Raw genomic sequence first — 21401 nt, 5'->3', positions numbered from 1 at the left:
CCCGCGGAGCGGGTTAGAACGCGCTGCGCGCGTCCAAACGAAACCGCCGGGCTTCGCCCGGCGGTCCTGGGTCCGCTTCGCTCCCAGGAGCAACCTCCGCTTCGCGGAGGTTGCTTGACGAAGTGTTCGTTGACGGTTGGCTTCGCTCAACCGTCAACGAAATGGACTGCTTCGCAGTCCATTTGGGCAGGTCCGCTTCGCTCCCCTGCCTGAGGCTTTCCGGCTTCGCCTTCAAGCCTAGCCCGCTGCGCGGGCAGCTGGTTACAGGGTGAGGATTGCTCGGGGTTGAGTGTCCGCCTCGGCATGTACTCGGACGGGGGCTGTTCTTCCAAGCCCGCACGATGTGGGTGGTGGCCCTGTCATAGTGGGGTGGAGGTCCGAGTTCTGCAGCAGTCTGCAATCAAAAATAGGCACGGATAAAGTCCACGCTGAGCGGGTAGTGCCTACCGGGTGCCCCGGGGTGAGAGGTGACGCGCTGTGGCGACTCAGCGGAAGCTTCGTCCTCATCAGGTCGAAGCTGTTGACGCGGTGGTACGAGCCTTGGCGCAAGTTCCTGCTGAAGGATCACCAGGTGGGGTACGGGCCCAGGTTGTTGCTGCCACTGGCACGGGGAAGAGCCTGATCGCTGTCCACGCGGCGCGGGCTCTGCGTGCACAACGGGTTCTGGTTCTTGTTCCCACGCTCGGGCTGTTGGCCCAGACCGCGTCGGTGTGGCGCGAGGCGGGGCGTCGGGGTCCGATGTTCGGTGCCTGTTCGCTGTCGGGCGAGGACGCACAGATTCTTCAGTGCACCACCGACGAGGCGGAGTTGGTGGGGTGGGTTTCGGGCCTGGAGTCGGTGACGGTCTTTGCCACCTATGCCTCGCTGGGGCTGGGGGTCCTGGAGCGAAGTCATCGCGCGGGGCTGGGTGCGTGGGACCTCGTGGTGGTGGATGAGGCGCACCGGACGTCGGGGGCGTTGGGAAAGGCTTGGGCGGGAGTCCATGACGATGGTCGGGTGCCGGCGCTGCGTCGGTTGTACATGACGGCTACGCCGCGGTTGTGGGAGGTGCCGGATCGGGAGGGTCCGGAGAGGGGTGGTGAGTTGGTTGCGTCGATGGACGATGAGGCGGTGTTCGGTCCTGTGGTGTACCGGCTGTCGCTGTCGGAGGCGATCGAGCGGGGGCTGATCGCTCGTTACCAGGTGGTATGTGTGGACATCGCGGATCCTGGGCTGCCCGTGACCGAGTTGGCTGGGGGCGCGGGCAGGACGGCTCGGGTGCGGGGGGCGCGGCTGGCGGCTTTGCAGACGGCGGTGGTGAAGGCTGCTGCGGAACGGCGGTTGAGACGGTTGCTGACGTTTCATTACCGCACGGGTGAGGCCGAGGCGTTCTCCAGTGGCCTGGGTGGGGTGGCGAAGGAGCTGCACGAGAGCGATCCGGGTCTTTACCCGAGGGCTGATGGGGTGTGGGCGGACTGGCTGTGCGGGGAGCACAAGCCTGCGCACCGGAGTCTGGTGCTGGAGGAGTTCGCGTCGGAGCCGGAGGTTGGACCGGGGGCGGCGTGGGTGCGGGTGCTGTCATCGGTGCGGGTGCTGGGTGAGGGGGTGGATACCAAGGAGTGCGATGCCGTCGTCTTCGCGGACGTGCGGGGGTCGGCCGTCGACATCGTCCAGGCGGTGGGGCGGGCGCTTCGGATGCAGCCGGGCGAAGGCAAGGTGGCTTCCCTGGTCGTTCCTGTCTTCCTCGGGCCGGGTGAGCAGCCTGACGAGATGCTGGTCTCGCGGGCTTACGGGGAGCTGGTGAAGGTTCTCATGGCTCTGCGGGCGCATGACGCCCAGGCCGTGGAGCAGCTGGCCGCTCCCCAGGTGGCCGGGGGCCAGTCGGGCGGCGGGATGGTGGAGGTGCCTGGCGAGGTGGGCAAGGTGGCTGCGGAGCTGTTGTCATTCTCCCGGCCTCGGGATCCCGCGCAGCTGGCGGCGTTCATCAGTCTGCGGGTGTTGCAGCCGGAGAGGCAGTTTTGGAGGCGGGGGCTGGCGGCCGCGCTGGCCTACCGCAGTGATCATGGTGACCTGGCGGTTCCGTATGAGTACCGGACTGCGGACGGGTTCGCTCTGGGGGTGTGGATCGCCCGGCAGCGCAGTGCGCATACGCGCGGGGAGCTCAGCGAAGAGCGCGTGGGCCAGCTGGAGGAGCTCGGCATGATCTGGTCGCATGCCGAGGTCGCATTCGCTGAGGGGCTGTCTGCGGCGCGTGGATGGGCCCAGGAGCACGGGCACCTGCTGGCACCGGCCGATGCCATGTGGGACGGGTACGCGGTAGGGGTGTGGCTGAAGAACCAGCGGGCGGCCGCGCGACAGGACAAGAACGGACAGAGCGAGGACGGGCAGGGGGCGGGTGGGCTGAGTACGGCCCGGCGACAGGCGCTGGAGGACATCGACCCGTCGTGGTGCCCTTCCTGGTCGGTTGTCTGGCAGCGATGCTTCCACCTCGCCCGCCTCCACGTCCAAGTCGGGCAGGCCCTGCCTCAGGAGTCGGGGCAGGTGGTGGTCCAGGGTGACGATCTGGGGCAGTGGGCCGGCCGACAGCGGCGTCAATGGGACAGCCTCGGGGCGGCGCAGCAGTGGCTGCTGCGAGAAACACTCGGGCTCGGCCCCGTGCAGGAGCCTGAGCAGGGTGTGGTGGCGCCACGGCGTACCCGAGCTGAGGTGTGGGCGGCGAACCTGGCCGCTGCCCGCCAGTACCGGCGGCGGGAAGGGCATCTGGAGGTGCCGCACCGGCACGTCGAAGAGGTTGAGGGTGATTCGTGCGCGCTGGGGGTGTTCATCGCCAACAGCCGCTCCCGCCGCACACGGCTCGCGCCCGAACGGATCGCAGAACTCACCGAGCTCGGAATGCGCTGGGCTTAGCCGTCCTGTCGGCTGCCGTTGACGGGTGTGCGGCGGTGTGGTCAGTGTCAGGGAGCCAGGGCCAGGACAGCCTGGGTGCGTGGCGGCACGTTCAGCTCTCTACCGGCGTCCGGCATGCTGCCGGGCGGCCCCGAGACTGCGGCGTTCGGTGGAGGCGCCGTCCCCGTACGACGGTAGAGAGGCGTAGCGGTCGGTCGCGATCTGATCGATCCTGGCGCTGTAGCGGCTTGCTGCCGCCTTAAATGCCTCCTGTGGTGGCAGGAGGTCTTCTGCTGCGCGCAAGGAGCGTAGAAGTTCGCGGGTGAGCTGCATGAGTCGGTTCAGTTCGTCGTCAACAGTGCCGCTTGTAAGCTCGTTATGGCCCTGTTTGGCGGTGGCTCGCCGGGCCTGCTGTTCCATACCGAGAATCACCGCCTGGCGACGGCGCTCGAGCATGCGGAAGGTGTGGCTGCCCGGATCCGCAACGACGGCTTCTGCGGCTTGCACGGCTTTGGCGAGCTGCGGTGAGAAGCGGGTCGCGGCCAGAGCAGCTGCTGCCTTCTCCTTGCGTTCTGCTTCTCTTCGCTGCTGCTGTAGGGCGGGCCAGGAAGGGAACTCTTCCCGACCGGCGCGCTGACCCCTGGTGCGAGGGCTGGCCTTCTCCGCTTTCGTCAGGCGGCTGTCCCACTCGCCGCGCAGGGTGAAGCTGTAGGCGCTGCAGCCCACACTCCCCCACCCACCGAGACCGTGACGGCCATGCGCCCAGCGATCGTTGATCATGACGATCGGCTCTCCGCAGTACCGGCACAGCTCTGTCTGCTGATCCATCAACGCCCCACCCCTGCGTACTGTTCGAGCCCGCCCCTGATCACCGTCCTGGGGCGGTGGCACCATCCTGGCATCCGCCACTGACACCCGGCGGCCCGATGGTGCTGTCGTGCGATGCTCGGTGGCCAGCGCCTCGGTGCCCTTCCCTCTGGGGGCAGGCGTTCGGCGTGGTTCAGGTGGACTGGAGAGAGGATCGGTTCCCACCCGATTAGGTCCTGGGCCGACATGCGAAGACCGGTAGATGGGGCGAGCCAGGTTCTCGTTGTCGAGCGGTTGGCGCCGCTGGGATGATGTCCAGCTCGACGGTGTCGAAGCCGGTCATGCCTGTGATCCGGTCGGGCTGGACGGCCACGCCGAGCTTCACGACGTCCCTCTCGCCCCACCGATCCCGTCTCGGCAGTTTCCTCTGCCTGCGTAGCTCGTGCTGGCGGCGTCATCCGTTGGGGGGCTGCTCGTTATCCGGGGTGGACCAACTCACCTGACGCGAAGGAGGCCCTGGTGGGCCCGTCGTTTGTGATCGAGCGGCTCGAGTTCAAGCGCAACGGCATCTGGTATGTCCGGTGGCTCAAAGGGCTGGTCACCTTCCTGGTCGGCCACTCGAAATCGGGAAAGTCAACCGCGATCGAGACGCTTCTCTATCCTCTCGGGCTAAAGACCACACGGGTGATGCCCGAAGTCCGCAGCTGCGAGCAGATCCGTCTGGTGTTCCGTGTCGCCGGAACGCGCTGGCAGGCCACGCGCAGCGGGGCGGACCCCAAGGCGCGGGTACTGCTGAAGAACCTGGACCGTCCTGAGGAGTTGGAGAAGGCCCTCCCGGTCAGCTCGTCGAAAGCCGGTGAGACCACGGCTGGCGCGTTCGTCCAGGACCTTCTCGGACTGCCAGCCGCCGTCCGCGGGTCGAACCGGCTCACTCTGGACAGCTTCTACAACACCGTGATGGCGCTGCGGCAGAAGACGATCGCCTCGGAGTTCCTCGGTGGCGTGCCGGATGCGTCGCGGGTTCTGGCCATGGAGGTGATCCTCGGGTTGTGGAACGAGGGTCTCGCGGGGCTGGAGAAGAACGCGTCCGAGGCAGAGACACAGCACCGGGCTGCGCGTACAGCTCTCGCCCAGTTCAAGAAGCTGCGTGACTCCGGTGCCCTGACCGACCCAGACGCCACGCGGGCCGAGTACGAACAGAAGGTACGGGAGCACAAAGCGGCCTCCGAGCAGTGGCAGAACGCGGCCAACGTGCTGACGGAGGCAGTCGGAGAGCTGGGACGTCTCGCCGCGCTTTACAAGGCAGCGGAGCAGCACCGCCGCAAGGTGTCCAGGCAGGCTGATGCTGCGCGGGCGAGGCTGAGCAGCGCGAAGGCGGACCTCGCGCGCGCTGAGGGCGCGCGCGATGCCCTGCTGCTGCCGTCGCAGAAGGAGTGCACGGAGTGCGAGCAGCGTCTTCCCGAACGCACCCCAGGGCACTGCCCACAGTGCGATCAGCCTCACCCGGAGGGGGAGAACCGACGAGCCCGGCAGCTCGCTGCGGCGACGGTGAAGGTGGACCGGCTGCAGCTGAAGTTGAGCGAGCTGGAACTTGCCGTTGCCGCTGCAACCGAGATGACGGAAGCCGGTGAAAAAGCCGCCGCGCAGACGCTCACGGACCGGGACACCTTCGAGAAGCAGCCTCTCGGGCCGGCCCGCAGCGCCGCGCAACAGGCAGAGAAGGAAGCCTTCGGGCTCAGCCGGGATGTCGCCCAGCTCAAGCGGCAGACCGAAAACGCCGACTACATCCAGGCCCAGGAAAAGGTCATCAAGGAAGCAAGGGAGCGGATGGAGGCCGCTCAGGCCGCCCGGGACGCCGCGCAGACCGCCGACGAGGTCCGCCGCAAGGAGGTAACGGGCCGTTTGTCGGAATTCTTCCTCGCACGTCTACGGCAGATCAACCCTGCCGTCGAGACGGCACACATCGACCCGCACGACTTCACGACCCTCGTCAAGGAACGCAACGAGGCCAACAAGACCTTCGACGACAGCTCCGTCGCCGGCAGCCCCAAGGTCGCAACGAACGTAGCCCTGCTCCTGGCCCTGCGCGACCTCGGGCGGGTCGACGCCGCGGTCCGGGTCCCCCCGCTACTGATCATCGACTCGCCCCTGGCCGGTCTCGGCGCGACCGGCCTCGATCACGACACAAGCCTGCGTCTGATCGACACCCTCATCTCCATCGCCAACGACCCCTCTGCCGACGGGCACGCCTGCCAGGTCGTCGCCGCGACCAATGATCCGCTCCCCCGTCCCTATCCCGGCGTGAGGGAGATCCCGATCACCGAGGCCGACCGGTTCTTCGACCACGCCCCAGCTCTGGAGAGCTGAACCGCGCCCCCACTGCCAGCGCCACCAGCCGCCGGACCGGCTGGTGGCAGCGCGGCGCCTACAGGGCGGTGCAAAATACCCTAGAAGTGATCTCGCCTCAGTGCTTTCAGCAGTTCGGTGTGCACAGGACCAAGCCCCCGGGTCTGTTTCATGCTGCGCCGCAGGTCGTATGAGTCGGGCTTGGCCATCGGCCGGCTCCGCACACCCACGATGCCAGGGCCGAGGAGGTAGTTAGTCGTCACGACGGTGGCTTGGTGTGCCAGGAGAAATTCCAGGACGCGCAGTTGCTTGCCGCTGTTGCGCGACAACCGGCTGAGCGCGGAGAGCGGGACAACGAATCCAGGTTGCTCCTTCACCTGCCCCAGCAGGTGCATCAGAACTTGGTCGAAGCGTGGGTCGGTGCCGGAGGCCACGACGGACTGGCCCTTGGCGACAGGCTGGACACTGCTGGCCTCGGCATGAAGTATCTCGTGCGCCCCTGGCAATTCGGGCGGTGGTGCCTGCGGCAGGACGTAGGTGTCTTCTCCGCCGGTCCCGGACTCCATGACGTTCGAGAGAGCCGTCAGGCAGGCCCACGCGCGGGGATGGGCGACGTCGAGATCCGCCAGGATGTTGACCCTGACCGGTGTGCCGGGCTGCTCCAGGAAAGACCTGAGCGGGCCGGCGGCGGCTTCAGTGATGGCCGTGATGTCGGCGGCCCTGACGGGGCCGCCCAAGGCGTGGAAGTCTTCGAGCTTGCTGTTGCGGACGGTGACGACGACTGCAGCCCGGAGCCACGCCGGCGCAGACAGGGGACGGTGCTGGCTTACCTCTTCCAGGAAGGGGGTGGCCAGCACATCGGTGTATTCGCTCGGCAGAGCCGCCAGCATGCGCGCACGGCGGATGACGTCGACGACAACAGTGCGCGCCTCGTCGTCGGTGAGCCCCGCCTGGGCCAGAAGCTCAGGCAAGGTCCGGCAGAACCCGCTCACGAACTCCGTGTCGTAGATGCTGTCGCGTGTGGCCACAGTCGTCATGCCCCCCGTGCTGTTGCTGCGGGCAGCCTAGTTCCTCGGCGGACAGCGCACAGTGGGAACCGGACACCTGCCAGACACCAGACGGGCGGGTTTGCGTGTCCTGTGCGCCTCATGGGCCGTTGGATGACGGCAGGTGACGCTTGAGAGGAGATCATATGTCGTACGGGTACGGCAGCGGTCCTAACTGGCCGATGATCCAGGCACGGCGTCGCGCCGAGGAGGAGGCGAACTCGGCCCGCAGGCAGGTCGCGAGCCACAGAGCGGTGGCCGATCGGTGGAGGGCGGCGTTCGAGGCTCTGGCTGGCCAGGTGAGGACGGCGGTCGGACGCGTCGGCACGGAGCATCGTGACGGCGGCCCGTGCGGGTGTTCGTCATGCTGGGACGGGCTGATCACCCGGCTCGCGAAGGAGGCGCAGGGAAGCGAGGGAGGCTCAGGTGAGGCCGGCGCCTCGACATTCTCGTTCTCCGACCTGTTCGGAGGCGCCGGGCCGCAGCCTCGCCCTTGAAGAATCCCCTTGTCGTTTAGGGCCGTGCAGCAGGTGTGATGTGCAGGGCGTTGAGGGGCTGCCGGGAGGTGGCGGGCAGGACCTCGAACCAGCTCTGCCCGTCGGCGAGGTACCGTTCTGCGCTTCTCCAGTAGCGCCAGCCCAGGTCGACGAAGCAGTCGATCGTCTGGTCGGTCGCCCCGCGGGCCAGGTACTGGCGGTGGATCTCGCAGCGGTCCAGCCGCTGACCAGTGCTCTCCAGATAGGCGAGCGCGGCCGCGGCAGCCCGGCGGAGCGGGCTGTTCGGCGCCCATCGGTCGTCCATGTGACGGGTTGCTGTCGTGGAGCGGGGCTGGGCGTCGGGCAGAGCAAGGGTCGTCATGGTGATCTTGCGGTCAGTAGACCAGCAGTGGAGGTCGATGCGGACATGCCTTGGGATGAGGTCGGCGAGTGTCTCGTAGGCGGGCAGGACGTGGTCACGGGGCGCACGGCGAGCAGTCGTATCGGGTGTGATCGCGGCCAGGCGCTGCTTGGCAAGCGCGATTGGTTCACCTTGGCGCCAGAGCAGGAGCAGTTCGATGTCCTCGCTCTGCAAGGAGTCGCGGCCCTGGAACTGGAAGCTGATGCCACGGCGGTTGCCTCGCAGAGCCTGACGCATGGGAACGTAGCCGTCACGGCCGCCGAAGAAGGCATTGAGGGATTGCTCGGTCCAGCGTTCGTCAGTGGTGTGCTGGACCACGACGTCGATATCACCGACCTCCAAGGCTCCACGGATGTAGGACCCGAAAATGTGGATCTCTGTGATCAGGTTGAGTGGCCAAGCGTTCTGCTCCAGTCGTTCGAGCATCTCGTTTAAAACCGTGGTGGCCCGCTCGCGCTTCATCTGCATGCCTTCTGCTCAATGCGACATCTGGTCCGGTACCGGAAGGCCAAGACCTTAACTGCCGGCACCGACAACGACTGACGAGTCGGTGCCGCACGCGAGAGTAGGCGGTCCCTGCGGCCTGCGACCCGTGGCCGAGGAATGCACCCACCCGGCCGCTGTCGGTACCAGTTTCGGCCGCATCTTGGCTGACTGCAGCACTCCACAGGGCCGCGCCTGCACCGGGTGAAGACAGCCGCCAAGGGCCGGGCTCTGCACAAAACCTCGTCTCGGGATCGGGTCACCGGGATCAGCTCTCCGGCCAGTGTGTTCAGGCCAGTTGACCGCGCCTGCCCCTTGCTATCAGTGCCCGCGGCTAGGCTTCAAAGCCGGTCAAGGGGGAGGTTTGCATGATCTACGGTCTGCTGGCACCGGATGTGCCGCTCGGTCCGTTCGAGTGCTCGCCCATCACCGTGTGGTCCGCCCAGGGCAAGCAGGCCAAACTGCACGCCAGTTCTTCGTGTTCCTACCTGCGCTCCGCCCGCGCCACCGAGCGGGAGGTGTATCTGGGTGCCTCGGTGGTCGCCCGGATGTGCCCGCAGTGCGGGGCATACAGCTCCTGGGCTCGTCCCGGGACGGGTCTGGCCGTCTTCTTGGACACGCTGACCGGGCTGGGCCTGCTGTACGAGCTGGACAGCTTCCGGGACGCGGACGAGGACGCCTTCGGTGACGAAGAGGTCCGGCAGGCAGCTTCTCCGAACTACCGGGGCATCCCGTGGTCAGTGACAGGACGATCAGTCCTGCGGGGAAGGGGCCGGTATGGGGCCGGAGAACTGCTGTGAACGACGCGGGTGTTAGCTTCACTCCCGTGTTAAAACACCAGGACGAGACCAGGGCGGCCTACGACGGGGTCGTCGAACTGTATGCGTCGATGTTCGCTAATCGGTTGGAGACGCAGCCGTTCGCGCGGAACATGATCGGCACCTTCGCCGAGCTCGTGCGTGGCACGGGGAACCTGCGAGCAGCCGACGTCGGGTGCGGGCCCGGCCATTTGACCGCCATGCTGCACGACTTGGGGTTGGACGCCTTCGGGCTCGACCTCTCCCCGGCTATGGTCGCCCACGCCCGGCGGGCCCATCCGGCGCTGCGGTTCGACGAAGCACGAATGGAGGCCCTGCCGGTCGAGGACGGCGCGCTCGGCGGAGTGCTGGCCCACTACTCGATGATCCATACCCCACCTGAAGAATTGCCCGCGCTTCTCGCTGAGCAGGTGCGTGTCTTGGCACCAGGGGGCCTGCTCCTGGCGTCCTTCTTCGGAACCGAGGGGCCGGAGCCTGTCCGCTTCGACCACAAGGTGGCGCCTGCCTATAGCTGGCCGGCGGAGCAGTTTGCCGAGTTGCTGGCCGGGGCCGGACTCGTCACGGTGGCTCGGTTGCTCCACGACCCAGCGTCCGAGCGGGGCTTCCTCGACACCCACCTGCTGGCCCGCCGCCCGTAGAACGTGGCCCGTGGCCGGGGTCGGGGTGGTGTAGATCATCCGCGTGGAGGAAGCTCGTCCAAGCGCCGCGTTCTGTGGCGGTGTCCGCTGAGCACGCCGGATTGACAGCCGTGCAGTCACGCAGGACCCGGCGGGGTGGCCGCCGCAGTGGTGCGAGCAACGATCTCCCGGAAGGTAGGGATTCCCAGGTCGACAGACTCCTGCTTCCGGGAGATCTGGGCGTCGAGTTGGGCTAGCTTCTCCTCGGCGTGGGTCAGGCTGCTCTGCAGCCCTTCGATCTCGCCGAGCCAGCCTTCCCTTTCGGCTTCCAAGATGCGCGTATGGAGGTTGTCGCGGATTTCGACAAGCCGGGGACGTTCTGTCGCGTGGACGATCAGGGCGGGGCATCGGACGCAAGCGTGTTCGTGAGCACAGTCAGTTCCGTATGCGCGGCCGCAGTCGCCCAGGGCGAGCTTGCGGCGCTCAAAGTGTCCGAGGAACTCTCCCCATTCCTCAGGGGTGACGGTGCGGTATTCGTCGGCAGGCCGCAGAGCCCGGCGCCGGGCGATGAACGCTCGGTGTGCCTCGATGGCGTCAGTGGGGTAGATCGCGGCGTATCCCATCGTTGTTCCGATGTGGTCGTGACCAGCGATGACCTGTGCGATGTGAGGGGGCAGGCCGTTGAGGATGGAGTCCGTGATGAAGATCCGGCGGAAGTCGTGGGGCTGGAAGATGAGGGGGTCACCCGCGCTGTCCGTCAGACCTGAGGCCAACAAGGTGACGTCGAGTCCCCGACGGATCGTCGCTCGTGACAGCGGACGCAGGTAGCCGCCAGAGCGATCCTGGAACAGGAGAGGCATCGGCGGGTTCCAGACCCGTTCGTAGTGGTCGTAGCTACGGAGAACGGGGACTCTCCCGTCCGAGCCTCGGACTCGAGAGACGACCGTGCTCAACACGTCCGCCAGCTCCGGCGTGACCAGGACAAGTCGCTCCTGGTCGGTCTTCGACGGGGCGATCTGCAAGAGCGGAACCGTCTGTCCGGTGGTGGGGAGCTTGTAGCTGACGATGCTGTGGTGCCCCAGCTCGAGGAGTTCCTCGATGCGGATGCCGGTGTGCCGCAAGATCTCGATGGCAGCCCACCCCCAGAATGCGCTGCGTTCCTCACCCGCGAATGAGCGCCGGGTGCCCTTCGCGTCCCAGGCATGGATCGGGCGCCCGTCAGCGCATTTGCTGAAGCGCGGGACTCTGAAGGTTTCACCAAGCACGCTGAAATCCGAACCGAGCGGGGCAGCGTTGAGTGCATCGAGGCGCATGGTGGCCTCTTTCAGCAGGCGATGAGCCGTCTTCACCAGAGTGGGCAGGGCCGGGAGGCGCTCGCGAGTACGTTGGTCCATGCGGGCCTTGAGCTGCTTCTCAGCCTTTCTTCCCGAGCACTCGGCTTCGCTGATCGGGCAGGGTGCCACCCAGGCGGCCCACTGGCCGGGGTCCTCCACTGCCCACTCCGCCAGGTCCAGGTAGAAGGCTCTGACCTGGGTTTTGATCCCGATTGCACCTCGGCGTGGCTCTGTGAACTCCCGAAATGATCCATCGGGCAGGCGCTTGCGGACGGTCTTCGTAGCCAGGCGGACCTTCCAGGCAGTGATCACCTCGGCAGGCAGCCGAAGAGAGTCGATGCCCGGATGGTGCCGCTCCAGGTCGTCCCAGAACCGAAGCGCCAGCGAGATCGTGAGCGCCTGCAGCGTCGTGAAGTCGAGCCCTACGGACCGATGGGAGAGGTAGGCGACCAAGAGATCGCGGATCGGACGGCACTGCAGTTCGTAGCGGTCGACAAGGTCCGCCGGGGTGAGTTGCCCCGTACGGTTCGAGATCCGGAACAGCGTGTGCGGTGCGTCTGCTGGAAAGAGACCCAAGTCGCGTAGCCAGGTGTAGGCGAGCTGGATCCGTCCATTGCTGTTGCGCGGATTCTTGCTTTGCAAGAGCAGCAGGTCGCCGACGACGATGTCCTCGATGGCGCCGCCTCGGCAGGCCATGATCTCCGCGATGGTCTTCAGCCCGGACGAGATATTCGCAGCCGAGATGTTGGTCGGCAGTGAAGCCCTCAAGCGGGCGAACCCCTCGGGGTCGCGTGTGGTCTCCAGGGCCGGCCGAAGATGCCGCGATCTTGACCCGATGAGGAACTCCGGGTCGGGTCTGACGGCATCCGCGCAGAGCAGCGCCAGCACCCCGACGAGGAGCGTTTCACGGCGGGATACTCGCCCTTCCGGGCGGGCCCAGGCTGCGAAGGCATCCCTCCACCCCTGCGACGCAATGTGCTGGCCGTGGGCAGGGCTCTCCTGCCAGCGCTGCTGCCAGGTTTCTCCAGGAAAGGTCATCAGCCAGTCGAGCAGGAGACGTGCCCCGAACATCCGATTCGCCTGGGCGCTGGGTTCCACAGCTCGTAGCGGTGGGCGAGCCAGCCGCTCAAGGACCTCTTCACGTGTGACCGCGGTCGCTTCCCACATGCTTGGTCTTTCCCGATGCGGGAATCGGTTCATCAGCTTGAGCTCTTCGGCGCCCACCATGCTGGTGACCCGCGGAACGAAGCTCGAGCCGACGTGCGTCGCAGTGCTCGTCATGACGCGTCCCGGCCGAAGAGGATGGACAAGGAGTCGGGGTTGTAGGACGGCTCGTCAACAGGCACAGGGGTCTCCTCGCGTCGCTTCTCCTGGCGGGCGTGGTGGGCGAGGCCGGCTCTGATGACGTCGTCCCTGGTCGGACGGTTGTAGATGTCCAGGGTCGACAGGTACTTGTGGCCGAGGATCTTCTGCACGTAAACCGGCGGCATGTTCGGGTCATCGAGCATCAGGAACGTCGCCGTGTGCCGCAGATCGTGAAGGGTCCAGTTAGCGCCCAGGAGATCGTTGGCGCGGTTGAACATCATGCGCGCCGCGTCGTACTCCAGCGGCCGCCATGGGCGCCGCAGCGTCCACCACAGCGGATGGTGACGGCCTCGAGGGACTCCTTTCTTCCAGGCGGACTCTTGGTAGAGCCGCAGCCAGACGAACGCGTCCGGGGTGGCGGCCAGGTCCTGGTAGTCGCGGGTGCCCTTGCGGATCACACTGACGGTCTGCTCGCCGACAACCGCGCCGCCCTGCTTGACCGTGAGCAGCTCCTCGGCGCGGGCACCAGTGGCGACCCAAAAGGCCAGCAAGGCGCGGTCCCGATGAGAACGGAGCCCGGCGAAAACCTTGGTGTACATCTCGTCGGGAATCCGCCGCGGGACCCGCTGCGGAACGGTGGGCCGGTAGAGGCCCGTGCGTCGGTTGCGGTGCTTCTTCTCACCATCACGCTGTGTCCGGAGCTGGGACAAGCGGCGCCCACGGACCAACGGGAAGGGGTTCACCAGCAACGAACCGGTGTTTTCATCCAGATGGAAGTTGTAGAACTCCCGCAGCACCGTCTCGCAATGAGCTCGGGTTGCCGGCGAGTACTTGGTCCCGACCGTGGGCTTTCCAGTCACCGGATTCGGCGTACCTGGTGCTGGCCTGTCACTGCGAGGCGGCGGGACCTTGGAGGGAGCCTTGCCGCGATGGCGCCAATGGATGCGCTTCGGCTTGTCCGCCACCTTCATCCACAACATGAAGTCCCGGGCGTCTTCCCGGGTCGCACGGTCCCACTCGATCCCGAGCGCCCAGAGGAACCGGAACCAGCGCAGCAGATCCATGCCGTACGAACGTGGCGTCAACGGCGAGCTGTCCCTCGCCATCAGCTCCTTGAGGTAGAGCGCAACGGGCGCAACCGGCCTCCCGCGTCCATCCAGCACCCTGTACGGCTCCCAGGGATCTCCCGTCTTCAGTAACTGGCCTAACTCAGGCAGGACAAAGTTCCTCAGGTCCCTTCCGGACCGCTGCTCATCAAGCACCTCGGGAAACTAGCAGATACCTGGTCTGACCTGCGAAGACAGTTGAGTTAGTTCGGTTAACAGGCCAGCCCTGCTTCGCCGGCCTGCGCCCGACGTACCCGCGGACACCGCCGCGCGGGACGAAGCAGAGGACGACGAGGACGCCGCGTGGGAGGAGTTGCAGGAGGCTCGGCGTGTGCGCGAGGCGGTGTTTCGTGAATGGCGCGACGCGGTGACGAGCATGCACCGTGCGCACCAGCAGCTGGAGATGTTCCCGTGGTTGAGGTCTTGGGCCAAGGCTGCGCTACGACTGAAGGCCGATCGGCTGCGCGCCGTGCAGGTCCAGGCCCGGCTGCTGGTCACGGAGGATGCGCTGCTGGCGGCGGCCGCGGCAGCAGCCCTGCAGGAGCCGGATGTCCCCGCCGACGACGCGGCATTCGCCCCACTGGGCGCTCCCGCCGAAGCGAAGAGGAAGCTGTTGTCGCTGTGGCAGCGGTGGCAGAAGACGGTCGAGAACAGCTGGGATCCTCCACGGGCACAGGCCTACCTCGTCCACCATCTGGCAGACGGGATGAGCAGCCGCCGCAAGGGACGCGATCAGATGCTCGAGCGCGCCCGGGGCGTACTGGCCGAATGGGAAAGCCGTGCCCGGTTGGCGGCCGAGCGGAAGTATGACGAGCACGTCCTGGTCGCGCGCCTTCCCCACGACGCGGCGACGGAGCGCGACTCCCGCAGGTCACTCCTTGACCGGTTGGACGAGTGGGAGCTGGGCGTCCTCGCCGTGTACACGGTTGACACCGTCTGGCAGCCGCAGTCCGTCATCACCGTGCGGGTACCGGAGCCCGTGGCGGCGCGCCTGCTGACGCAGCAGCACGGCCTCTCCTACACCGAGAGGACTGCCGGGATCGAACCAGCGCTCGAGACAGTGGCAGCATCCTCTCCCCTGGCGGAACTACCTTTCGGGCCAGGGGTGTTCGATGACACTCCGGTCCGCAGCAGGCGCCCGGTCACCCTCGCGCACCTGCGTGCACTGCGTGCCGCAATGCGGGACGCGGAACAGCTGTACGTCGTCTTCTCCGTCGACGCCGGCCTCGAGGTCGTGGCGCTGAGCGTCCTGGAACAGCGCTGCGCTGCGGGATGGCGGGGCGTCATCATTGCGGGCGCCAGTGACCTGCCCGACGCCCTCTTCGATAGCCGACCCATCGTTCCCGGTCAGGACGTGCCGGAAGGCGGGGAGATCTGGCCCGAGCGTGTCTACGATCCGCATCACGCGGCGTTCGGCGCCGGACTGGGTGTGGCGGAAGGCGAAAGGCTGCTGGTGCGACTGTGCGCGGGGCGCCGGGACGCGGGCCACGCGCTGCGGTCGCTGGCTCTGGCGCGTGGCATGGCCGACCTGCGCCAGTTGGAGACTGCCGGGTACGACGACCGGGGCCTTGCGCGCCGTCCCTTCGCCGCCGCGGTCTGGCACGGTCTGCTGGCCATGGAGCAGCTGGACCTGCAGCCTTTCGAACCCGACACCGGGACCGGCTGGCGGCTCGGGTCGGGGCTGCCGCTTGGCGTGCTCGCCCGGGTGCAGGTGTACACCTCCGACGCGGCCGGCCGGTATCAGGGCCGTGCCCACTCCCCCGGCTGCGCCCACCGGCGTCCGGAGCACGGCGTCGGCCGAGACGACGACCTGGTGACCGTCGAAAAACTGGTGGGCAGCAAGGGCTTCGACCCCTGCAGCAAGTGCGGCGGGTACGCGATACGCCGCCTGACCCAGGACCAGGTCGCCTACTACCGCGCTGCCCACCGGCTGCACCATCTGGCACAGCAGGTGCATGCCGTGGCCCGCACGGGGGTCGCGGACGGCTCGGACCTGGCGGCCGAGCTGGAGGAATTCACCAGCCTGGACCGCGATCGGACCGAGGCATGGTTCCCGTCACGGGAACAGGCCCGCCAGTGGCGGGAGATCGTGGACCGTCTGCGCCGTACGCTACCCGGGCCCGGGCCCGGATCTGCATAGCGCAGACCCGCCCGTGGCAACGGGTGCCCCGGCTCGCCACCCGGTAACGCCACCGACCCGCACACAGGCAGCAGCCATCGCGCGCCTCCCCGACACATGCTCCTCCGCCGACCCCGGAGGGGCCCGAGGCGTGCGCACGGCCAAGGGCTTCGTGGCGTTCGACTCCGCGTCTGCCGAGGATCTGTGGAGACGCGAGTCCCCGCCGCGCTCACGGCCATGGAAACCGGCACTCCGTTCGCCGACCCCCTGCACATCAAGGTGCTGCACGACCTGGTCAGGCAGGACTCGGCTGCCGCCGTGGTGGAAGGGACCCGGCACTGTTCAACATGGTCTCAGGCAGCTGGATTGATCGTGGCCGAGGATGTCGGTCACCGGATCCAGCGGATGTCCAGGGCTTCCAGTGCATCGCGTTGTTCGTGGGTGAGGCGCAGTGGGTCGCGGCGTTTGTCGGCGATCCAGGTCGCCAGGTGAAGTCCGGTGTCGGGGCAGAGGTAGTCGTAGGGGACTTCAAGGTGCTGATGGCTGCGCCAGAAGGCGCGTGCCGCGCGCAGTCCTCTGGCGAAGGCCCACGCTGCATGGCCGCGGGGGCGGCGAAGGAGCAGGGCCAGGGGGTGGCGCAGCGGGAGTGTGCCGAGGAGTTCGTGCTGGTCTCTGTGGAGGGTGGGGAGGACGTCGATCTGTGTGTCCAGCCAGCGGGTGAGGGGCGTCTCGTCGGTGTCAGGACACAGGTCGGGAAAGGGGAGGTTGCCGGCGCGGGCGGCAACAAGAGCCTGGGCGTAGGTGTGGTGCCAGTGTTTCGGCCAGTGGGTGTTCCACCAGGGGTAGATCTCGTTCAGGGCACGCTGATAGCCATAGGGCAGGATGCGCTGGCTCGCCTCCCGGCGGCGGTCTGCGATCCAGCGGCCGAGACGGATTCCGCCGAATGTTTCTTCGAGGTGCGGGGCGAGGTGGCCGTGACGGGCTTTGTAGTCCCGGGCGATCTGCAGCTTGTGCTCGATGCTGTGGTGGGGGTGGGGCCAGATCATGCCGAGGGTGTCGAGCTGTTCGATGCGTTCGGGCAGGAGCATGCGGTTGATGCGCAGGGAGCGCTGGCGGCCGAGCCACCAGCCGAGGTAGAAGTGGTCGGGGCCGAGGTAGCGGCTGGGGACGTTGAGGTGGCCGTAGGTGTCGAAATAGCGCTGGGCGCTTTCGAATCCGATCTGCCATACCCGGTTGGGTGCTCCGGTGGCCTGGAGGTCGAGCAGGGGGATGATCTCGTCGGCGCGTTCGGGCCGGGCGGCGACTCCCAGGCTCTCTTCGGAGTCGTCGGAGATAGCCCAGTCGACACGGTGGATGACGTGCTCGTCGTAGGTGCTCAGGGCGATGAGGACCTGGTAGAGGAGCCGGTAGCGGGTTCCTTTGACTCCCTCCTCCAGCTCTTGGCCGGGTTCCATGAAGACGGGGACGACGATGGTGGAGATCTTGTCGTCGCCGGGGTTCTGGCGCAGTGCGCGGCCGACGGCTTGGGTGATGTCGAGGGAGCTCTGCTTGGAGTCGGCGAAGAGGATCGAGTCGGTGCTGGGGACGTCGATGCCCTCGCCCAGGCAGCGGCAGTTGGTCAGGACCGCTCGTTGAGGGGTGGTGTCGGGGCTGGGGCTGTTGATCGGGACGGATGCGAAGGCTTCGAGTGCCTGGCGGCGGACAGCGGGGGTCTGCTTGGCGTTGACGGTGCCGGCGAGGAGAGGCGCTTGCGTCGCTACGGGCATGAGCGCTGCTGTTTCGTGGAGGGTCTCGGCGAACACGCCGGCGGATGCGATGAGGCGGTGGAAGGTCAGGGTCCGCCGCAGGTCGTATCGCTTCTGAGCACGCAGCAGGGCGATTTGGGCGGCTGCCACGCGCAGTCCTTCGGCTCCGGCGGATGCGATGGAGGCGTAGCGCAGGACGCGGTGCAGCTCGGCGTCGCTGATCTCAACGGCGACGATGCGGTAATCCGCGAGGAGGCCCTGGTCGATCGCTTCGGCGAGAGAGATGCGGTAGACGACGGGGCCGTAGAGGCTGTGGTCGTCCATGGAGGCCACTTCGCAGCCGATCGCAACGTGTGAGCCGGCTTTCTCGTCGAAGACGCGCGGAGTGGCGGTCATGTAGAGACGGCAGCGGGCGGGCAGGACGTCGTTGTCGTGGATGACGCCCCAGGCTTTATGGCGGTTGCCAGCGGTGCGGTGAGCCTCGTCGGAGATCACGATGCCCCAGCGCGGCAGGTGGTGATCGCGGTGGGCTCGGGCCAGGTTGTTCAGCGACTGATAGGTGCAGAAGACGTTCACCGGGCCGTCGGTCAGGGAGGCGTGACGGGCGAGTTCGCCCGGGTCGTGGATCATGGTGAGAACGCCGCGCAGCGGGCGGACCTGAGGGTCGTCGCGCCCGCAGTAGCCCAGGTAGATCCCCTGTCGGCCTTCCTGCTGCCAGACGGCGGCCGTCTGTTCGAGAAGGTCCAGGGTGGGCATCACGACCAGCGCGTTGCCCTGGGGAGCGGTCTCCTGGACGGTGTTGAGGGCGACAAGGGTCTTTCCCGTTCCGGTGGCCATGATGACGCTCACACGGGGTGCGCCGTCGGTGAACTCGTCGACGCAGGCGTCGACGGCGAGTGTCTGGTGGCCGCGTAGTGGTGTTCTGAGGCCGTTGCTCGTCAGCGTGGCCACGATGCCCTCCTGGCAGCGGATCGTCACGTTGCGGATCAAGAGTCAGACCCGTGCCGTGGAGGCTGTCGGGGCGTTGCGACCTGGTTCACCCGAAGGGGTTAAGGACGCTTGACCAAGCTGTACGGCGCCTGGCGACGATAGAACACAGGCGTGCGGGGCGGTCAGAGAAGAGAGGGAACGGCGTGGTACTGCAGATGCCGGGGCTCTACGGTCCGCGTCAGCCCCTGCCGCTCCGGGTCCAGCCTCTGCCCGGTGAGTCGACGGGGTCGTTCGTGAACCGGCTGGCCCACGCCAACGGGCTGGGGCTCGCAGATTTCCTTCAGCGCGTGGGCCAGGGCACGGGATCGTCGTCGGACGATGCGGCGCGCGTGGCGAAGTATCCGCAGTGCACCGAGATGTACGTGAACGGGCCGGGCCTTGAGTATCTGGCCATGCTGGCCGGCGAACCGGCGGCCGTGTTGCGGCGGGCACTGCCCGGGCTTGCCACGCGCCATCTTCTGCCCGGTAACGCGGATGCGGTGTGGAAGTGGCCCTGGCAGCCGTCCGAGGGGCATCTCGTACGCTGCTGCACGAGATGTGCGGAGGTCCGCGGGGTCAGGGAGCCGGCCTGGTGGCTGATGTCTGACAGCTGGCGGGTGTGTGCCCGGCACCGGCGGTGGTGCGACGACTCGAGGACGGAGCCGCAGGACGAGCTGCCCTTGAAGGAGCTTCCCGAGGTCGTCACCGCACACCTGGAGCGTGCCCGGCTGCACAAGCAGTTCGGCCGGTCAGGTGCGGAGCTGTTCGCCGACGCTTTCCAGGTAGCGGCGGACTGGTGGCGGGCGATGCCCATGGTGCTGCGCTGGGTCCACCGGGCGTGGGCATGCGGGCTGGAGGACCGCAGTAGCCGGGTGATGCCACTGGTGATCTACCCGGAAGCGGCACGGCTCGCACAGCTGATGGCCGAGTTCGAGCAGTCGGACATCCGGGACACCAATGCCCGCGCCCGGTGGCTCGGCAAGGCCGAGGCGCTCATGGAGGTGTGGGAGCTGGATGCCCAGGCAGGCGGGGCCCCGCTGCTGGACTGGCTGCACCACCACCGAACACCGACCGCGACCGTCCCTGCAGACACGGAAACGCAGCCGGCCACCAGAACCAAGCAGGAACGGCTGCCACTTGCACCGGGACACAACCGGCTCGCCTCACCTACAGGCCCGCTGGAAGCACGATCATGCCTGACCTGAACCGGCCTTGGCAGCCGCGGGTGCCCGGCCGCGCCCGCGTCTGACCTGCACTGGCCTTGGAGGAACTCGTCTGGTGCGGGGGACGGTCCGGAGAGGTCGACGGGGCCGTATGCGACGGGGAGCGGAGGCGTCGCCGACTCCGGTACCTCGCCCAGCCTCAGCACCGCGGCGCTCTGGCGTATCTGCTCGTGCCAGCCGTGCAGTGCACGGCTGGCCGAACGCTCCAGCCAGGTGTACTCGCTCTGCTCCACAACGGCGACGTGTTCATCGGCAGCACCGGAGAACAGCACGCCGGTGTGTAGGGTCGAGGGGACACCGAGGTGAAGCTCGAGCCTCGGCGAGGCGTCCCAGGCCAGGCGTTCCGTATAGGGCATCACGTGCAGCGCGCTGGCTCCTCCGTTGGCGGCGGGCCCGGGCCGGGGGGCGAGCAGCAGGGAGTCAGCATCGACGCCGAGTGTGTCGGCCAGCTCCTCGGCAACAGCGGCGGCGGCGGAGCGAGAGCGGGTGCGGACGATGACGGGGCCGCCTGCCCGGTCGGCCCGTGCCCAGGCGATCAGCGCAAGCAGGAGGTCCCGGCGCGGGTTGTCGTCGTATAGCAGTTCATACAGGTCCAGCACGCCGCGCCGAAGGTCGGGCCATTGGGTCTCGCGGAACAGCCCCCACGGCCCGACCCTCCCCTCCAATGTCCCGCGGGACACCGACCGGGCCAGCGCCCGTGCACCACTGCCGCGCCCCATGAGCACCTGCCAGGCGTCTTGCTTCCCGATCGAACCCCAGCTGCACCACAGCAGGTTGAGCAGACGCACGGCGTCGGCGATCGGCTGCGGCCAGGACTCCGACGTGTGGACACGCCGTGCTGCGACCACACCCGCCACGACCGTCCGATGGAGCTCGGCGAGCTGCTCGTGACGGTATAACGCCACGCTTGCCGTGGCTGCCGGGCGGTGGGCGAGGAGGGCGTTACTGGTCAGGGGACCGTATGCGGGACGATGACCGAGGGTGTGCCGCACGTCGGCGCGCAGCGCGGGAGTCCACGGCCATTGTGTCCAGGCCCGGCCACTGCCTGGCTGGGTGCCCAGGTCGGCCACGGCCACGACGCGAGCGGCATCGTGCTCGCTCGCCCAGGCCAACGCGCGCTCCCAGGACTGGTCGTTGGCCATACTGGTGCGGTCGATGACAACGGTGCCGACGCTGGTCCCCAGCGAGGGCCGGCCTAAGGCGGTGTTGAGGTAGAACAGCCCCGAGGGCGAGTCGACAGCCCTCGTGATCTTTCCTTGGAGATCAACGACCCGGCCGTCACCGCGGATTCTCTGCATGCGCAGGGCTCGCGAGAGGTTCTGCCTGCCGATCGCAAGCTGTGCCAGCCGTACGGTGACGTTGGTACGCAGTCCGACGACGACCACCGGTCCGTCAGGGACCGGGCAGGATGGTCCGCCGGTCAGCTCTGCCCCGCGCCGTATGAGCTGAAGGTAGATCCCGACCAGCACGGCCAGGTCGTGCCGCCCGCGGGGCAGGCTCAGGTACACGCTGCGTTGATTGCTCGATAACGCATGGGACAGCAGGGTCAGGGTGGCACGGTCCAGCGGGCCGAGATCGACGGTGCGGCCGCGGTCCGTCATGCGAAGGGCCTGCACGCGCTCGAAGAAGTCGGCCGGGCCTGCGTCGGGAGGGACGAGGCAGTCCAAATATGTCACGCGCGCAATCACCCACCTGGTATCCCCCCACTACCTGCCGTTACA

Annotated in this window: 13 protein-coding genes and 1 pseudogene; 6 read left to right on the top strand and 8 right to left on the bottom strand. The window is 67.5% G+C overall.

What is annotated here, in order from left to right:
* Positions 1 to 477: 477 nt before the first annotated feature.
* Complete coding sequence (locus SLV14N_RS38655; protein WP_263267357.1) at positions 478 to 2886, top strand: DEAD/DEAH box helicase; 2409 nt, start codon at positions 478 to 480, stop codon at positions 2884 to 2886.
* A 99-nt stretch (positions 2887 to 2985) separates the two neighbouring features.
* On the opposite strand, the gene SLV14N_RS38650 is transcribed toward SLV14N_RS38655, so the two are convergent.
* Complete coding sequence (locus tag SLV14N_RS38650) at positions 2986 to 3693, bottom strand: hypothetical protein (protein WP_263267358.1); 708 nt, start codon at positions 3691 to 3693, stop codon at positions 2986 to 2988.
* A 498-nt stretch (positions 3694 to 4191) separates the two neighbouring features.
* Between SLV14N_RS38650 and SLV14N_RS38645 the strand changes: the two genes are divergently transcribed.
* On the top strand, positions 4192 to 6039 hold the full coding sequence (locus tag SLV14N_RS38645) for a hypothetical protein (protein WP_263267360.1): 1848 nt from the start codon (positions 4192 to 4194) through the stop codon (positions 6037 to 6039).
* A gap of 80 nt (positions 6040 to 6119) precedes the next feature.
* Here SLV14N_RS38645 and SLV14N_RS38640 read toward each other — a convergent pair whose 3' ends face one another.
* The 3 genes from SLV14N_RS38640 to SLV14N_RS38630 all read right to left on the bottom strand — a co-directional run bounded on the left by SLV14N_RS38640 (position 6120) and on the right by SLV14N_RS38630 (position 8429).
* The gene (locus SLV14N_RS38640; RefSeq protein ID WP_263267362.1) at positions 6120 to 7055 is read right to left on the bottom strand and encodes a hypothetical protein; all 936 of its coding nucleotides are present in this window, start codon (positions 7053 to 7055) and stop codon (positions 6120 to 6122) included.
* A gap of 151 nt (positions 7056 to 7206) precedes the next feature.
* Complete coding sequence (locus SLV14N_RS38635; protein WP_263267363.1) at positions 7207 to 7392, bottom strand: hypothetical protein; 186 nt, start codon at positions 7390 to 7392, stop codon at positions 7207 to 7209.
* Between the two features lie 185 nt (positions 7393 to 7577).
* Complete coding sequence (locus tag SLV14N_RS38630; RefSeq protein ID WP_263267365.1) at positions 7578 to 8429, bottom strand: hypothetical protein; 852 nt, start codon at positions 8427 to 8429, stop codon at positions 7578 to 7580.
* 383 nt (positions 8430 to 8812) lie between these two features.
* Between SLV14N_RS38630 and SLV14N_RS38625 the strand changes: the two genes are divergently transcribed.
* Both SLV14N_RS38625 and SLV14N_RS38620 read left to right on the top strand, forming a co-directional pair.
* A complete protein-coding gene (locus SLV14N_RS38625; protein ID WP_263267367.1) occupies positions 8813 to 9244 on the top strand; it encodes a hypothetical protein in 432 nt (143 codons plus the stop codon).
* Between the two features lie 26 nt (positions 9245 to 9270).
* Positions 9271 to 9900, top strand: a complete 630-nt coding sequence (locus SLV14N_RS38620) for a class I SAM-dependent methyltransferase (RefSeq protein ID WP_055607563.1) — start codon at positions 9271 to 9273, stop codon at positions 9898 to 9900.
* Positions 9901 to 10016: 116 nt separating this feature from the next.
* On the opposite strand, the gene SLV14N_RS38615 is transcribed toward SLV14N_RS38620, so the two are convergent.
* Positions 10017 to 12494 carry a site-specific integrase gene (locus SLV14N_RS38615; protein ID WP_263267370.1) on the bottom strand — a complete coding sequence of 826 codons (2478 nt, stop codon included), beginning with the start codon at positions 12492 to 12494 and terminating at the stop codon, positions 10017 to 10019.
* Entirely contained in the window at positions 12491 to 13780 is a 1290-nt protein-coding gene (locus SLV14N_RS38610; protein ID WP_263267371.1) for a site-specific integrase, read from the bottom strand. Before SLV14N_RS38610 ends, SLV14N_RS38615 begins: the two co-directional genes overlap by 4 nt.
* A gap of 220 nt (positions 13781 to 14000) precedes the next feature.
* Between SLV14N_RS38610 and SLV14N_RS38605 the strand changes: the two genes are divergently transcribed.
* Positions 14001 to 15764 (top strand): hypothetical protein, encoded by a 1764-nt coding sequence (locus tag SLV14N_RS38605; RefSeq protein WP_263267372.1) that lies wholly within the window; start codon positions 14001 to 14003, stop codon positions 15762 to 15764.
* A gap of 368 nt (positions 15765 to 16132) precedes the next feature.
* Here SLV14N_RS38605 and SLV14N_RS38600 read toward each other — a convergent pair whose 3' ends face one another.
* Positions 16133 to 18439, bottom strand: coding sequence for a DEAD/DEAH box helicase (locus tag SLV14N_RS38600; protein ID WP_263267373.1), 2307 nt, complete (start codon positions 18437 to 18439; stop codon positions 16133 to 16135).
* A 194-nt stretch (positions 18440 to 18633) separates the two neighbouring features.
* Here SLV14N_RS38600 and SLV14N_RS38595 point away from each other — a divergent pair.
* Positions 18634 to 19083: pseudogene (locus SLV14N_RS38595) on the top strand (TniQ family protein); the annotation flags it as partial.
* 263 nt (positions 19084 to 19346) lie between these two features.
* On the opposite strand, the gene SLV14N_RS38590 reads toward SLV14N_RS38595, so the two are convergent.
* Positions 19347 to 21281 carry a hypothetical protein gene (locus SLV14N_RS38590; RefSeq protein ID WP_263273423.1) on the bottom strand — a complete coding sequence of 645 codons (1935 nt, stop codon included), beginning with the start codon at positions 21279 to 21281 and terminating at the stop codon, positions 19347 to 19349.
* Between the last annotated feature and the right edge of the window lie 120 nt (positions 21282 to 21401).

Origin of the sequence: Streptomyces sp. Je 1-4 4N24 (genome assembly GCF_026239515.1) — a bacterium.
GTDB classification, from domain to species: Bacteria; Actinomycetota; Actinomycetes; order Streptomycetales; family Streptomycetaceae; genus Streptomyces; species Streptomyces nigrescens.
The sequence above is the reverse complement of the archived record's forward strand: the minus strand, read 5'-3'. Positions and strand labels throughout refer to the sequence as shown.